Below are 16095 nucleotides of genomic sequence, written 5' to 3' on the forward strand. Positions count from 1 at the left end.
ATTAACTCTAGGCCCTACCTCTGGTGGACTTTGATCATAGGCGATTGCAATATACGCTTCTACATTTTGGTTGAGAGCCGCAGCAACATCCAACTCACTTGAACCAAGAGTCAAATCAACATTTGTCCCGCCCACATAGTCACTGTTTATCATTCCTGCTGGCTCTGCTTTACCACTGAGCGCAATTATAGGTCTTTCCGGAACAGGATAGCCCATATTTTGATAGTATCGATACATTCGCCGACGTTGTTGCATTAAACGAACATCACGGTTAATACTTGAAATGTTCACTATATAGTCTGAACCATCAAATGCAGGTCTAGCTCCTAAATAAGGCGATGCAACCACCGGAGTCCCTGCGATATAAGTAACCACCCGTTCATCCGCAACCAAAGCTGTAGGATAAAGTCCAATGAATTCAGGATGTTCCTCTGGGGCATGTACGGTTAAGTTAGATGGATGATACTTGATCTTTTTCTGTTCTTGGGGCTGCTTTTTATTGAGCTTTTTACCAAAGCTTGATGTTTGTTTTTTTATTATTTTTCTATCGTTTTTAATCGAATTATTAGCCGTTTTAGCTGTTAATTGCTTTTGCAATGCATCGAGTTGAATTTGTAGTTTCTGTGCTTGTTTTTGCAGTTGTATGATTTGATGATCAACTTGTTGTTCCTCCCCAGCATAAAGCGTTTTTGAAAAACAGACTAAAGCCAATATCATTTTTTTGTACTTCATAGAGACCTCTACTTATTATTTTACTTCTACCTCAAGGCACATTAGTTATTTATTTGCAATAACAAGAGAATGCGCCATACACCGTTAAAAACTAATTGACTAATTCCTTCGCTAAAGTAAACAAAATATTTCTGGCTTCAATTTGTCCAGGAAATACTTGTAGAACAAGATGTTCACTAAAAACTCTCTATCTGAGGTTATTCTAAAGATAAGTATGCTTGTTAAAGTAGCGAATCCTAACACAAATGATATTGATAATCATTCTCATTTAAAAAAATAAATGATATTTTTTGTGCCCCAATGATGTAATGTTGAGCATAATAAATAAATTTATAACATGAGCGCACTCTGCATAACCAGTAAGAGTGTGCAAGTTATCCATGGAGAGGCTTTCAAAAAATTAAGGTTGTTGGAAAAATTACCCAAAAGCCGATTGTTGAGCATTAAAACAATGTTATTATTTTAATATTAAAGTATTTGCATAAGGATAATTCTTAAATGGACTTTCCGGGCATTACAAGAATTCAAATAGAAAATAAGCTTATAGCTGAGTCATATAAGAATTTTTATGTTTTAATTATTGCTGATTTTTTTGCAACCCTTTTATTTGTCGCTCTAGTCTGGAGTCAAGTAAATAACAAGCTTTTGGTAATAATATGGATTTTGTTGATGTTTGTTTTCAATCATGTGCTAAGAAGTTTATTTTTATTTCATTATTATCGTCGAAAAAAACAAAATAGTTTATTTCACCCAACATTTTGGAAAAACTATTTTATAGTAAATAACCTTCAATCAGGTATTTTGTGGGCTTTAGGGGGATCGCTGTTTCTCTATATAGATAATCCACTGCATCGTATGGCAATTTTCGTCTATCTCATTGGTTTGCTTGGAGCACCTGCCGCTAAACTGTTAATGATGCATAGCGCTTACATCGCGTTTATGATGCCAATTTGGTTGCTCTTGATTTTTTTATCAATATCTATTACCCCTTCACTATCATTTATCTTGCTTATGGCGGTATTGCTTTATGTAGTTATAGTAATCTATGGAACGAGGGATGCGAATCAATTTTTGATGAAATCAATATACCTGGAACTATATAGCTCAAATCTTTTATCTGATTTAAGGCGCAGCGAAGAGAGTTTTCGCAATACTATAGAAAATGCCCCGATTGGCATGGCTATTGTCTCACCCGAAGGAAAATTTATCCATGCCAATCGTATATTGCAAGAAACTCTGGGCTACACTGACGAAGAGTTGCTTAACAAAAACATGATTGCAATCACTTATCCTGATGATATTTCTATGACTCAAGATGCAGTGAATAAACTTCTTCAAGGTGAATTGCGTATTTCTCATATGGAAAAACGTTATATTCGAAAAGACGGCAGTATTATCTGGGGAATGGTTAGTTCAAGCCTAATACGTGATGAGCAGGGAGATCCGATTAATTTCATTATACAAATGAAGGATGTAAGTGATCGCATACAAAATGAAGAAAAAATGCGACAGTTAAATAAAAAAACGGTCGAAACTTTAAATGAATTGAAACTATTAGAACATGACGAAAGTTTATTAAACAAACTAAATCGTTCACTACAAATTTGCATTACAACGGAAGAAGCTTATCCGCGAATTAATTTAATTGCTCAAGATCTATTTCCTGACTTAAGTGGCGGTCTATCAATTTACAATAAAACGATCAAGCAAATGGAAACTGTAGTAGAGTGGGGAAAAGAACTATTATTACCCAAAATATTTCTCCCTATAGACTGTTTTTCAATCCGTGAGGCAACTACTAATATAGTGGATGATCCCAATAAATCAGTGCCTTGCGCCCATTATAAAACGCCTCCGCAAGGAGGATATATGGCGTTACCGCTTATGGTACAAAATGAGTTAATTGGCGTTATCCACCTGTTGGCGCCAAAAGACAAGAGATTAACCACACACCAACAAGAAATAGCTCATTCTTTTGGAAATATTGTGAAACTTGCCATTGCCAATATTAATCTGCGCGTGTCATTGAGTGAATTGTCATTACATGACCCATTAACTAATTTATATAATCGACGTTATTTAAATGATATTTTGTCACGAGAATTAATTCGAATCGCTCGGGAAAAAAAGACATTATGCGTTGCGATGCTAGATATCGATAATTTCAAGAAATTTAATGATACTTACAGTCACTTGGCTGGAGATGAATTACTCAAGGCTATAGGAAAATTATTAAACGACAGTTTCCGTGAAAGCGACGTTTCCGTACGTTTCGGTGGAGAAGAGTTTGTAGTCGTATTATTGAATACAACGTTAAACAATGCCGTGATTAAAATGGAAGAGCTTCGTGAAAAAATAAAAAATATATCCATATATTTTAAAGGCAATTTGCTAAATAACATTACCATTTCAATTGGTGTAGCAGAAGCATTAAAACATGGTGCTTCCATTGAAGAAATAATAAAAGCCGCTGACCATGCACTTTATGCGGCGAAACAAGCAGGTAAAGATAATGTAAAAGCCTACAGCCATAACACATAGTCATCTCATTTAAGTAGTTTCTAATTTTTGAGCACCAAACTGCCAAGACCTTAATTAATAAGTATTTGTGACTGATTTATTTGAATTAAATATTTTGAACCAATTACTGTTTCACTTGCTCCTAGGAATGGAATCTTCATGATTAATTTATGGAATAATACTTATTTATAGCATTTGCCTTAAAACCTAAGTAAAAAATACAAATAATTCAAGTTACTATCCTAATGCAAAAAATGAACGTACTTGTTTATTTTTATATTAAATGATAATTATAATGATTCATTGTGTCATAATATGGGGCAACTACTATGGACAGTAAAATTGAAAATCAACCATTCACACTTACAATACTAGGAACGTTGACTGACTTTTTTCCTGACTTAAAAAAGACCCCCAAACCCACTCCTTATACAAAAGGAGCCAAAGTAAAAGATTATCCTAAAGGGGAATCGTTAAGTGTAGTTTCTTCTTTAATTAAAACAAACACTCCTGCTAAAACGACAAAAGTAGACGCCAAAAATCCTTATCCCTTTCAATCAGATGAAATTACTGTAATTAATGGACCTAAAACCGATGGTGCTAATGTAGGAGAGAAGATTGCCCTCGGTCTTGCAGCACTACTAAAAGCGGTAAGCCGTGAGCAAACACAAATCAACATAATTGCTCATAGTAGAGGAGCTGTTGAGTCGATTTTGATAGCCCATGAATTAGAAGCCATCCAAAAAATTAGTGCAACATGCACTACTTTCGACGAAGTATTAAAACAGCTGGCGGAGCAACAAACTAAAAGACACAAGGGAACACCGACTAATAATACACCAGATATCATTGAGCCTCTTAAATCGCAAATGAATCTAATACCCAAAGAAGAACAAGAGTCGTGGTTTAATAAGCTAAAAATATCATTGCCTAATACCTCAATAAACTTTTTTGGTATAGACCCTGTCCCAGGTGATTGTTTCCCAATTACTTGGTATGACGAACGCTATTTCATATTGCCTGAAATTATAAAAAATACCGAATTAATTTATTATGCAAACGAACATTCTGATTGGGGATTTACTCCGATTTTTCCTGAAGTAGTTTCTAAAGAGAAACAAAATTTCGTTCGTTACTCCATGCCTGGACATCATGGAACAGGATCCAGTGGGAATAATGGCTCCCAACAAGGAATAATTGTTTCCCCTGACGATTATAAAACCACCCATGTCCAAAAATTAATAATCTATAAACTACTTCATTTCTTAAGCAAGCAGCATGTAGAATTTAATGATGGTATCCAAATATTTAATCAACACAGCGCATTAGGCAGAAAATATTTGGAGCCCCATATCGAAACAGACTCAATTAATGTATCTGCGCTCGATTTTCCTACTATTTTACGAACCCTTTATGCCGCCATTGCCAAGAATCAAATAGGTTATGATGCATATAACTCAACCCATTATTCCTACATGGGTCTCATCAAACAACGCAGAACATTACTTAAAGGGCATACCTATGGTCTTTTCAATGATATCTTCACCACCTACTCCGGCTATGTGAATGAAGAGCATGCTTTGTTAATGCAAGCGCATTTTTTTAAAATTTTTGGCCTCGATACTCAAAGAAAAAATCTTGCGGAGATGATCAATACCGCAAGCTTAGTCTTAGAAGAAAGCATAAAAAAAATCGATTATAAGGAGGCATCCATCCTGGATTCTGAAATTACTCGCAAAAATGTATTAGAAACATTTAGTATAGTAATTCGTCAAGTAAGCCAGCAATATTTGACCGAGGATTGGTGTTCTATTGAAAAACAAAAGGAAAAAGAAATTCTATATCAAGCAATTATTGATATCTTGACTAAATTTAAAGAACTCTCCGCCTCCGATAATCCAACAATTCAACAGTTTGTAGCAGAAATTCTCCTCTTAAGTTTCACTAGCATAAACCATACACTGATCGCTCAATCTCAAGGTTTGGAAAAAGATTTTAATTACTTACAAGAGTCAACGGATAATCGCTTAACTCATTTTTTTAATGCATTACTCATGCAATTAAATCACCTTGAAAATAGCTCCTCAGTAACTCTGGATGAAATTATAAATTCCGAAGAATATAAAATACTACCCAACCATCCGGCAGCAATCAAAATAACGCACATCTATACAAAACTGACTGAAAAAGGCCTAGAGAAATACACTATAGAGCAACTCACTAAAAGCTACGAAGAACAATTCGCTGATACTATTGATGATTTTGCCAAACTTTACCAACAAATTCAGACTTTTATTTATGACTTAGCTGCCTTACGAAGTATAGTTCCTAGTGATAAAATTGAAGTTGATGAACTGGATTTACTAAAACTAGCTAATGGATTAATTGCAACAGCTGCAGAACGATTTTACAAGGACAGACCTCAAGCACTTCCTCCCGTTGCTGAAACAGATTCATTCTTAAAATTGGCAGAGCAACACGCTATTGAGCATTTTGGTGTAGTTGATCGCAGCAAAGAAAAAAATGAAGAATCAGAAAAAGTAACTGTGGAAACCAGTGGTGTCTTTTCAAGAACGCTTTCTTTCTTCTGGAGCCCGGTGTCAAGAATGATATATGGCACTCAAGTTACTGCGCCTACTAACGGAGAAATCACCCCCAAAGAAAATAGTACGCCCAGTCCTAGATAGTAATAAGTGGTCAGACTTTAGGAGTTACATTTATCACCACGTAAAAATTTTGTGCAATTCTATTTGAAAATAGGATTGCACCTATTGAAAAACTTCTAACTAACGTTCGTTATTCCGTAAAATGCGCAGCATTTATACGGGATCCAGTTCTAAATAAAAACAGTTCGATATAAAAAATCACTTTATTTTTTATATCGAACTCACGTTAATTATCATTATATTGATTTATTTTGGAGACAATTGCCCGTACAGACCATTTTCCATTTCCTCCACTTCAGGAATAAAAGGAGCTTTAGCGAGTGTAAACAGAGTGAATTGGGATTGAACGCCTACTGCTTTTCTTACCGAATTAGTGGCACTAATAAATACATTAGCAAATGATTTTAAAAGATTGGTTAAATAATCTCCCCACCCTAATTCTTTTTCTAATAAAAGCTTGGCATTATTTATTACAGTAGTGCACGTATCCATAAATAATGTTTTTGCATGCTCCTTTGTCATCGCTGAATTTGCTTTATTGCTTTTATAAGTGTCAATCGCCTCGGCTAACTGAATTCTTAATTGATCCGCTAAGCTTAGCGCATTTAGATTTTGTTTAGAAGTATTCCGCAAATTAGCCACTTTTTGGGCAAATGTACTATGGATTTTTAATAATAAATCATGTTCCTTATCTTCCTCAAAGACTTCATTAATTGGTAATGATTGCTCCGACTCTTCTGCAGGAATCAATCGAATTGGAGGTAACGGTTGATTTTTTTCTAATAATTCAATCATATTCGGAGCAAGCTTGAAATCTTCAGAACTTATTCCTCCTCGTCTATTTCTATACGCAATTACTTGAGTAACTAGCTCATCAAAAGCCTTGGCTTCTCTCGGTATTACTAAAGGTAAAACCTCATTGCGTCGCTCTCTAAGAGCTGTTAGCTCTTCTTTGATATGGCTTAATGCTTCTGAATAGGGATCGTCTCTCTCAAGTTTAGGTATTACTATTTCTTCTAAATAACGTAAGCAATTTAATCCCCACTTGATTGAGTCTTCTAGAGGTCTAAAATGTCCTGCGAATACAGCACTGGTCATATGCACCAAACTTACCAAGTGTCCTTTTGCTGCACCTTTTTGCAGATAATCGAAGCTTCGTTGCGAAAGGATTCGATCATTCCTGGAAATTAAATAAAGTGCGTAAAACTCGCCTCCAGTAGTGGCTAGTTCCTCAATTCGAGAAAACAGATAAAATTGTTTGTTGATTACATCTACAGTTACAAACGTGCCTTTATAAATTTTACTCAGATCTAGAGCTATTTGTTCCAAACTATCATGAACTTCTAAAATAGGAACGTTTTTCAAATCTACAGAAGATGCAGGCTTATTTAGTCGATTTAATCGATCAATTAATTCGTCTAATTGACTACTTTTTATATTGAGCTCTTCTAACAAAATATCAATATCTGAATAAACAAAGTTGATATCAAAAGCAAATTCTACCCTTTTGTCCAATAAGTATTGCTGGCGTTTAATAGGATCTGACAAAACTTCATAAGCTTGCTGTATTCTCTGAAATACTATTCCAGCACGTACACTGCCTCCATTTTTATCGGGGTGAAACTCTGCAGCTAATTTTTTCCATTGGCTTTTTAACCCATTCAAACCTAATTCATTAAAAGAACCCTCACTTATTTGCAAAGCTGCAAAATGATCCATACTTTTAACTTCATTATTGTCTTCTAAGTAGTAACTAAATTTATCGGTCATGATTAATCTTTAAAATTAAATGAGCAATAATTATACTCCTGCTGATCATTAATAGCAAACTATGTCTTATTTTTACTCTTTAAAGATTTATCGTAATCTCACGTCATCCCAAGCACATACTGTCTCTTGATCATTAACTACATCCGCGACATATCTGCGAGGTCCAGTGTTTTGGCAGTGCTCCTGAATTCCTCGGATATGCCGCGGAACATTGAAGCAAGAACTGGACTTTTAGAGATGGGTAGAAGACTCAGGTTTTAGCTAGGGGCAAGCTTTAGAAAATAATATTCGTTTAGCGACAGCTCACGTTAATTTAAAAGCAACCTGTGTCCATTAACCTGTTCAATTTCACCATCTTGTATTGATTGACCTATCTGACCTACAATACCCAGCGACGCTTTAGTTAAATTCTCTACTTCTTTAAGACCATTTACTGTCTTAATTGCCCAATTTCCTGTTACACCAAGTGTTACAAGTTGGGTTGCAATCGTACTCAATCCTGCTGTCAATAAGCTGGTTGCGATAAAAGCAACTCCAATTAACTCTCCTGTCGATGGAGCTGCTCCAAATCGAAACAGGTTATAAAGCATCGTTCCCAAATTTTTTAACGCAAGGGGAAAGCCAACCAATAAAGACACGTAGGATGAAGCTAACGAAATAGGGACCATAACCGAAGCTAAGGGTGGAATAAATGATAAAGCAGTTGCACCTATGGCAATAATGGTTGCGGCTAAAGCTACTTTAGAGCCGTAATTTTGTACTGCATTCACTAATGTAGAAAAACTTCTTGATGGTTTTTGTGCGTATTTGAAATTCAAGTCGTTAATTTGATAATAAAAGATTTTAGTCTTGGCTAAACTCTCTTGTAATCTATGAGCATTGACTCGTTCGCTTGAAACTTTATTGACACCGAGCTTGAGTTGTTGCTGAATTTCAGAAAACAGTTCATCAAATTTTTTGCGACGACGAAGCACTTCGAATCGAGATGATTCTATGGCCAAACTTTCTTGTTCAATCAATTTGTTAATATCAGTAAGTATCTCTGTAATTTTTGGAGAAATTGATGTTCTTTTGCATTCTTTAAAAAAATACAAACATGCTGATTGGGAAAACAGCAATTGACCAAAAAGAATAATGCTCTCGAACTGTTGTAGCTTTTGTTCCCGAATAGTTTTGTCTTTTTCTTTTTTAATTTCTTCTCGGAGATGGGCAACAGCTTTCTTCTCAATCTCTTCAAAATCTACTTTAGTTTTTAGGGTAGATATCCTTAGCGGGTTGGCAAGAATTTCAGGACCAAGCACAGAATGAATTACAGAGGAATTTGTTTGAGGAAAGAGTTTTTGAAGTTGAAAAATAACTTCTTTTGCAATGGCATTATATTCATTTCTGTTCAATTTTTCGTGCATATTGATAGGAAAAATTAGAATTTAGTTAATATTAATCAAATTGATCAATTAATACAAGTTGTTGTATCAATTTCATTATTCCACAATCTGAGAAATTGTTACACGGTAAAGAGTGGCACAACAGTCACCGCCATTTTTAAAGTTTCTTTAAAATGGATTTTATATTGCTAAGAAATAACCGCAATCTTATAATTTACTTTTAATTAAGTAACGTGAACTCGACCTATAAATTCATTTTATTTTTATATCGAGCTCACGTTAAATAGGAAAACAAAACACAATGGGGCAGTTAAAATCCTATTTCCTACAAGGCACCACACTTAGAACCGAAATCATCGCTGGAATTACTACTTTTTTAACGATGGTGTATATAGCATTTATTAACCCAGCGATACTCCACGATGCCGGTATGGACCAAGGTGCAGTATTTACTGCTACTTGTCTTATTACTGCCTTTGCATGTTTACTCACAGGCATCATCGCTAATACCCCCATAGGCATTGCCCCAGGCATGGCCTTAAATGTCTTTTTCTCTTTTACGGTGGTCAAAGGGATGGGGATACCATGGCAACAAGCTTTAGCCATTGTATTTCTCTCGGGAGTCTTATTCACGTTCGTATCACTTACACGCTTAAGAAGACTGCTTATTGAAGCGATTCCTTATAATTTACAAATCGCTATCTTAATTGGCATTAGTTTGTTGATTGCCCTTATTACCTTAAAAAACAACCAAATCATTATCACTGATCCACATCATTTGATGCATCTTGGTGCAATGAATCGCCCAGAGAGTGGCTTATTTTTTTTGGGATTTTTGCTCATACTGACCTTAGATTATTTTCTGATACCAGGCGCAATTATTATAGGTATTCTTAGCATCACGGCATTAAGCTTATTGACAGGATTATCTACCTGGCAAGGATTGATGTCTTTCCCTCCTTCGATAATGCCCACATTTTTAAAACTCGATTTTTCTGGCCTAAACACCATTTTAGCAATGAAAGCAATGTTTACCTTTTTTTTAATTGCCGTATTTGATGCTACAGGAACTTTAATTGGTTTACTAAATCCTACATTATTCAAACAACAAAAAAACTATGCTAGACGTCTAAGTAATTGTTTGACTGCCGATGCAGTGGCCTCAGCGGCAGCAGGATTATTAGGCTCAGCAAGCACTTCTCCTTATATCGAATCTGCAGCAGGAATAGAAGCGGGTGGACGTGGCGGATTAACAGCAATAGTCATTGGGATTGGTTTTATTCTCATGCTATTTTTCTCACCTCTAGCGAAGATGATCCCTAATTTTGCCGTAGGCCCTGCGCTCTTGTATGTGGCTTGTTGTATGATGAAACATTTAACTGACATGAAATTGCCCGATATAAGTGAAACTGCTCCTTCTATGGTGACCATCATGATGATTCCATTTACCGCATCCATAGCTGATGGAATTGGCGGTGGTATTATCCTCTACACGCTATTAAAATTATTGACCCGACAAAAAATCAATCTTTTACTCTTTATGTTAAGCATTGTTTTTATCATATTCTTTCTTATCAGTTAAAATGCTTAACTTCTACGCTGTAACTATTTATTATTTAACATAACCTTAATCCCTATTTAATTAGGTCCTGGCTGTTCGTTATTGGTCTCTCTCCCCCATTAGGATATTTTAAAACAACGAATTCTGGCCGACTTGTCCAAATAAAATATCGTATTGGCCATGGAGTTGTTGACGAAACAACTCTATTCGTGTAGAAATTGCGTTAAGTGCGTTACTATTTAACAACAAACACTCCTAGAAAAAGTAGTTGGGCCCGTAGTGAGCTAGTAAAAAGTGCTGCGCTGCTGGATTTTTTAGGATTATAGTAAACACTAAGAGACTTTTAAATGGAGACCATAATGAAATTTTTTGATAGCAAATCCAAGACATTATTTATTACTGGAGGAAAAACAAGCGTAACTGATTTATCAAATAATCCATTAATACAAATAGTCGAACCCCAGGAGGGAGTACCATCATTTTATAAACTTCGTCGGCAAAATGCAGGTTTAGGTAGCCATCTCGAAAAACACTATATTAGTAATAGCACCCACCAAGAGTTCAACGGTAATTATGATTTAAATCATTCTAGTAATACTGATCTTGAAGAAGTTCAAAACATTATTTATTGTCCTTAATTATAGAAATTCAGACCATTATTTAACCCCTATTCTGCAGTAGAGGATATTTTTGTTTAATCAAAATCATTTTTAAAGAAAAATAGCCTACTGCATATGAGATTTAATCAAGAGAATCTGGTTTCTATCCTCTCATTGGAGTGATTCCAGCCTCCATCTCAAACGATTCAAAGTAAAGCCACATTCTCTTCTACGAAACTCACGTTCAATTAGGAAAAGAAATATATACATTAAGAGAACTATTTGCATATAATGCAGGATGATGATATTTAAAATAGACAAATTTAAATCATCATTCTCTTTGTAGTTGAAATAAAAAATTAACTCTTTATTCTTATAAGGATAAACTATGAAACACGTATCAACTTCAGGAAATACTCACACCCACTCAACAACAACTCACGTACATACTCATCAACCTACAATCGTTGTACATGCGCATACGCCCACACTCGTCGTACATGCGCATACGCCCACACCCGTCGTACATGCGCATACGCCTACACCCGTCGTACATACTCATACGCCTACAACCAATACAGCCGTTATAGTGACACAACCATCACAAACAACAGTTCAAGTAACCCCAAACCCCTATGCTTTTTTTACTCCTTCTTATCAAGTGCAGCAGCATCATCACTACCATACGCCCACTACTAGCCAGTATCCTGATCCAAATACACACACTCATTACCGATAGTGGAATCAATGCCGCCTATTCAGCGGCTTGTTCTAAAAGACCGTCACAAAATTTATACTGAAGAATTCAGTGCTGTTTCAAAATACCTTAATTACTCATCAAAAAAACTATGGTAAGTTAGTAATTTTAGTTATTATGTTACTTACTTATGATTTTGCGGTTTTTCAATGCGCTCTATAGTTATTATTTTTTTAATATTTATTTGCTCTACATTTATTCATGCAAATGAAATTAATATTTCCACAACAACTAAGAATGGAAATACTATTTTTTTTCTGCAAGCAGGAGCCTTCAATTTAGAAAAAGATGCACAACAACGTCAAAAAGAACTTTCTTCTCTTGTGAATGAGCCTGTAGAAATTAAAAATTTATCCGATAAAAAACTTTATCTTGTACAAATTGGCCCGATTAGTGATTACCTCGCCGCGCGAGATTTGCAAAATAAATTATCCAAAAAAGTAAATTCGAGCACAAATCAGCAAAATACTTCCTTAGTCCCACAAAATCAAACTGGAACTACTGAAGAGCAAGCTCAAACATCATCTGTTAACAGCAAATTATGGAACTTAAGAAATGCTGATGTTCGGGCAGTCATTGCGGAAGTATCGCGGGTTACCGGCAAAAATTTTGTCATCGATCCTCGAGTCCAAGGAAAAATATCTATTATTTCTTCAACGCCAATGAATAATGAGGAGCTCTATCAAGTTTTTCTCTCGGTATTGCAAGTATCTGGCTATGCAGCTATCCCAAGCGGTGCTGTTATTAAAATTATTCCGAATATCGATGCTAAAACACAATCACCTGATCTTTTGAGTGAAATGAAACATCCCCCTAAAGGGGATGACATGATGGTTGCTGTTGTACCTGTTCACTACGTCCCATCAGAACAATTAGTTCCTGTTCTACGACCATTAATGCCTCAGTGGAGTAGTATTTCTGCATATGCCCCTTCAAATATGCTTATTTTATCAGGACGAGCCAATAATATTCATAGCCTTGCCGATATCATCAGACAAGTAGATAACTCATCTACAAGTGGCATCGATATGGTCCATTTACGACATTCATTAGCCATGGATATTGCAGCTACCTTGAAGGACCTTATAAAATCGCAACCCAATATGGGTGGATCTCGGACACAGATGACTATCGCTGCTGATGATCGATCAAACTCCCTTCTAATCAGTGGCTCCAAAACAGACCGGATACGAATTAGGATGTTGATCTTAAAACTGGATAGGGAAAGCTCCGAGGGTCTTAATGCGAATACTCAAGTCGTCTATCTTAATTATCTCAGAGCAGAAGATTTAGTACCTATTCTTGCGGGTATCGCACAGGCAAATTTCAGTGGTAATGTTGGCACAACTATAGGAACAATAACACGTCCTGCATTAGACAGCACAAACCCCGCCTCCAATCTTGCCAACAACAGTAATAACGCAACCACACAAAGCGCTACATCTCTTTATCCGGTATCTGGTGGTTCATTAGCTTCATCTGAGGCAACTGCAAATACTACATCGGCAACAACTCAAAATGAAGGAACAACCAAGCCTACAGTACAAATTATTGCTGAACCTAATACAAACTCAATAATTCTCAATGCCCCGGCATCGGTAATACGTATTCTAAAACGAGTCATTGTACAGCTGGATATTAAACCCGCACAGTTACTCATCGAAGCACTTGTAGCTGAAATTAATCAAGATGACATCAATGACTTAGGCATAGAATGGGGTAGCAATCAGCAAACAGGTAAACCAAGCAGCTTTAAAAATGGTTTTGCAATCATTAATAGCAAAACGCAACTTGAAGATTTCCAAGCACAAATCTATGCTTTAGCAAGAGCTCATAAAGCCAACATTTTATCTACACCCTCTGTTGTAGTTCTTGATAATCGCCAAGCAAAAATTTTGGTTGGAAAACAAGTTTCTGTTGCCTCCACGAACTATCCTAATAATGCGGGAGGTACCACACCTGCAAGCCCCTATACGACTTTTGATCGAGTAAATGTTGCCTTGCATTTGTATGTCAGACCTCAAATTACACGCGGAAATGGAATCCAACTGCAAATTGACCAAGGCAATGATACTCTGGACCCACCGGTTGTTTCAGAAAGCTCTGTTACCCCTACTTTTAGAATCAGCAGTATCGTTACCTCTGTTCATGTTGAAAGTGGCGACATTGTTGTTTTAGGAGGATTAACTCAAGACAGATTAGATAATGACAATAACCGATTACCTATTCTAGGCGATATACCTGGGGTTGGGCGTTTATTCAAGCGCAACACAAATAGCCGAGAAAAACGAGTGCTCATGGTGTTTATTAAACCTATTATCTTACGTAATGAACGAGAAAATATGTATATGACAGGGCAAAAATATAATAATGTTCGTCAATATGAGTTAGATTGGCTAAGATCACAAGATGCATATGTACAAAGTAATAATGCAACGGTTATGCCTGCATTAAAACGGGCTGAGTTACCTAAACCGTTTAGTCGTCCACCTTTATTAGTGACCAAGTAATGGAACATGAAGAAAGATCACTACAAATCCCTTACAGTTTTGCAAAAAACAATGGGATTGTAGTGGCTAATGAAATGACCAATAATCAAGCTACTGTTTATTATTTATCGCATACATCACTGCAAGCTCTAGCAGAAGTGAAACGTTTATTACAATGCGAGTTTTCTTTAAAAAAAGTTGATGAGTCTGTTTTTCAACAAGAATTGGCTCACGTTTATCAATCCAAATCCTCCATATTAGATGCTGCAGGAGGCATGGAAGAAGATATGGATCTTTCATTACTCGCCAGTCAGCTACCTGTTAGTGAAGATTTATTAGAAAATCAAGATGATGCGCCAATAATCCGTTTGTTAAACGCTCTATTTACTCAAGCAATCAAGCAAAAAGCATCTGATATTCATATTGAAACGTATGAAGATAGAGTCTTGGTACGTAATCGTATCGACGGTGTGTTGCATGAAGTTTTAGAAATTCAACGCGCCATTGCCCCTCTGGTAATTTCCAGAGTTAAAGTAATGGCAAAATTAGATATTGCGGAAAAACGCATACCACAAGATGGACGTATTTCATTACGCATTGGTGGGCATAATATCGATGTCCGGGTCTCTACTCTTCCTTCTAATCATGGCGAACGTGTAGTTTTGAGGATCTTGGATAAACAAGCAGCCCAATTAGATTTAAATCTATTGGGGATGCCTGAAGCGCCCCTAAAAGCAATGCGGAAGATGATCGCAGAACCTCATGGTATTATTTTAGTTACTGGGCCAACGGGTTCAGGAAAAACGACTTCATTATATGCCATGTTGACTGAATTAAATCAAGTCACACGAAACATTCTTACTATTGAAGATCCTATAGAGTATGATCTTGAAGGTATAGGACAAACTCAAGTTAATACTAAAGTACAAATGACCTTCGCTAAAGGTCTAAGAGCGATTCTGAGACAAGATCCTGATGTAGTCATGATTGGCGAAATTCGCGATCTAGAAACCGCCGAGATTGCAGTTCAAGCCAGTCTTACTGGACACTTAGTACTGTCTACGTTACATACAAATAGCGCGTTAGGCGCTTTAACTCGCTTACGCGATATGGGTGTAGAGTCTTTTCTTTTATCATCCAGTATTGTTGGGCTTATCGCCCAACGTCTGGTTCGAAAATTATGTTCCCATTGCAAAACCCCGCATCAGTTAAGAGATGATGAAAAGGAACTCATGGGCCTTCCCTCGAATGCAGACATATCCAAAGTTTTTGAGCCTAAAGGTTGTGACTTATGCAATCACTTAGGTTACAAAGGGAGAACTGGTATTTATGAACTTATTACCATCGATGAAGTATTAAGAGGAATGATCCATCGTCATGAAGATTTACAGACCATGGAAGAATACCTACGACCAACAAGTCCTAGTATTCGAGATGATGGTTTTAAACGGGTACTAGCTGGAGATACCTCGCTTGCAGAAATACTTCGAGTAACAACGCAAAATTAAAGAGATCATATCCTAAGCAATTTAGAATGTGTCAAGAAGACTCCTAAGATTTTATATTGAAAATCTCTATTGAAACCCATACGTGAGATCCAAATAAAATTCAATTTG

General features: G+C 36.2%; 9 protein-coding genes and 1 pseudogene. 7 read left to right on the forward strand and 3 right to left on the reverse strand.

All coding sequences use genetic code 11. The annotated features are described in order from the left end of the window. Window positions 1-732 (reverse strand): annotated as a pseudogene (locus Lgra_RS05975) (hypothetical protein); the annotation flags it as partial. 498 nt (window positions 733-1230) lie between these two features. Between Lgra_RS05975 and Lgra_RS05980 the strand changes: the two are divergent. Continuing rightward, on the forward strand, window positions 1231-3273 hold the full coding sequence (locus tag Lgra_RS05980; RefSeq protein WP_058498355.1) for a GGDEF domain-containing protein: 2043 nt from the start codon (window positions 1231-1233) through the stop codon (window positions 3271-3273). A 308-nt stretch (window positions 3274-3581) separates the two neighbouring features. Then, window positions 3582-5939 carry a hypothetical protein gene (locus Lgra_RS17940; RefSeq protein WP_058498356.1) on the forward strand — a complete coding sequence of 786 codons (2358 nt, stop codon included), beginning with the start codon at window positions 3582-3584 and terminating at the stop codon, window positions 5937-5939. Between the two features lie 225 nt (window positions 5940-6164). On the opposite strand, the gene Lgra_RS05990 is transcribed toward Lgra_RS17940, so the two are convergent. Both Lgra_RS05990 and Lgra_RS05995 read right to left on the reverse strand, forming a co-directional pair. Next, entirely contained in the window at window positions 6165-7688 is a 1524-nt protein-coding gene (locus tag Lgra_RS05990) for a J domain-containing protein (RefSeq protein WP_058498357.1), read from the reverse strand. A 308-nt stretch (window positions 7689-7996) separates the two neighbouring features. After that, complete coding sequence (locus tag Lgra_RS05995; protein WP_238584373.1) at window positions 7997-9082, reverse strand: hypothetical protein; 1086 nt, start codon at window positions 9080-9082, stop codon at window positions 7997-7999. Window positions 9083-9374: 292 nt separating this feature from the next. On the opposite strand from Lgra_RS05995, the gene Lgra_RS06000 reads away from it, so the two are divergent. The 5 genes from Lgra_RS06000 to lspE all read left to right on the forward strand — a co-directional run bounded on the left by Lgra_RS06000 (window position 9375) and on the right by lspE (window position 15987). Next, on the forward strand, window positions 9375-10655 hold the full coding sequence (locus Lgra_RS06000; protein WP_058498359.1) for an NCS2 family permease: 1281 nt from the start codon (window positions 9375-9377) through the stop codon (window positions 10653-10655). A gap of 338 nt (window positions 10656-10993) precedes the next feature. After that, window positions 10994-11272 (forward strand): hypothetical protein, encoded by a 279-nt coding sequence (locus tag Lgra_RS06005; protein WP_058498360.1) that lies wholly within the window; start codon window positions 10994-10996, stop codon window positions 11270-11272. Window positions 11273-11621: 349 nt separating this feature from the next. Beyond that, window positions 11622-11972, forward strand: coding sequence for a hypothetical protein (locus Lgra_RS06010; protein WP_058498361.1), 351 nt, complete (start codon window positions 11622-11624; stop codon window positions 11970-11972). A 167-nt stretch (window positions 11973-12139) separates the two neighbouring features. Continuing rightward, complete coding sequence (lspD, locus tag Lgra_RS06015; protein ID WP_058498362.1) at window positions 12140-14500, forward strand: GspD family T2SS secretin variant LspD; 2361 nt, start codon at window positions 12140-12142, stop codon at window positions 14498-14500. After that, a complete protein-coding gene (gene lspE / locus Lgra_RS06020; RefSeq protein WP_058498363.1) occupies window positions 14500-15987 on the forward strand; it encodes a GspE family T2SS ATPase variant LspE in 1488 nt (495 codons plus the stop codon). Before lspD ends, lspE begins: the two co-directional genes overlap by 1 nt. Window positions 15988-16095: the final 108 nt, after the last annotated feature.

Origin of the sequence: Legionella gratiana (genome assembly GCF_001467695.1) — a bacterium.
Classification (GTDB): domain Bacteria; phylum Pseudomonadota; class Gammaproteobacteria; order Legionellales; family Legionellaceae; genus Legionella; species Legionella gratiana.

What these genes read in the sequence shown, in the direction of transcription:
- Lgra_RS06005 (WP_058498360.1), top strand. Translation starts at nt 10,994, where the DNA reads ATGAAATTTTTTGATAGCAAATCCAAGACATTATTTATTACTGGAGGA.
- lspD (WP_058498362.1), top strand. Translation starts at nt 12,140, where the DNA reads ATGCGCTCTATAGTTATTATTTTTTTAATATTTATTTGCTCTACATTT.
- Lgra_RS05990 (WP_058498357.1), bottom strand. Translation starts at nt 7,688, where the DNA reads ATGACCGATAAATTTAGTTACTACTTAGAAGACAATAATGAAGTTAAA.
- Lgra_RS06000 (WP_058498359.1), top strand. Translation starts at nt 9,375, where the DNA reads ATGGGGCAGTTAAAATCCTATTTCCTACAAGGCACCACACTTAGAACC.
- lspE (WP_058498363.1), top strand. Translation starts at nt 14,500, where the DNA reads ATGGAACATGAAGAAAGATCACTACAAATCCCTTACAGTTTTGCAAAA.
- Lgra_RS06010 (WP_058498361.1), top strand. Translation starts at nt 11,622, where the DNA reads ATGAAACACGTATCAACTTCAGGAAATACTCACACCCACTCAACAACA.
- Lgra_RS17940 (WP_058498356.1), top strand. Translation starts at nt 3,582, where the DNA reads ATGGACAGTAAAATTGAAAATCAACCATTCACACTTACAATACTAGGA.
- Lgra_RS05980 (WP_058498355.1), top strand. Translation starts at nt 1,231, where the DNA reads ATGGACTTTCCGGGCATTACAAGAATTCAAATAGAAAATAAGCTTATA.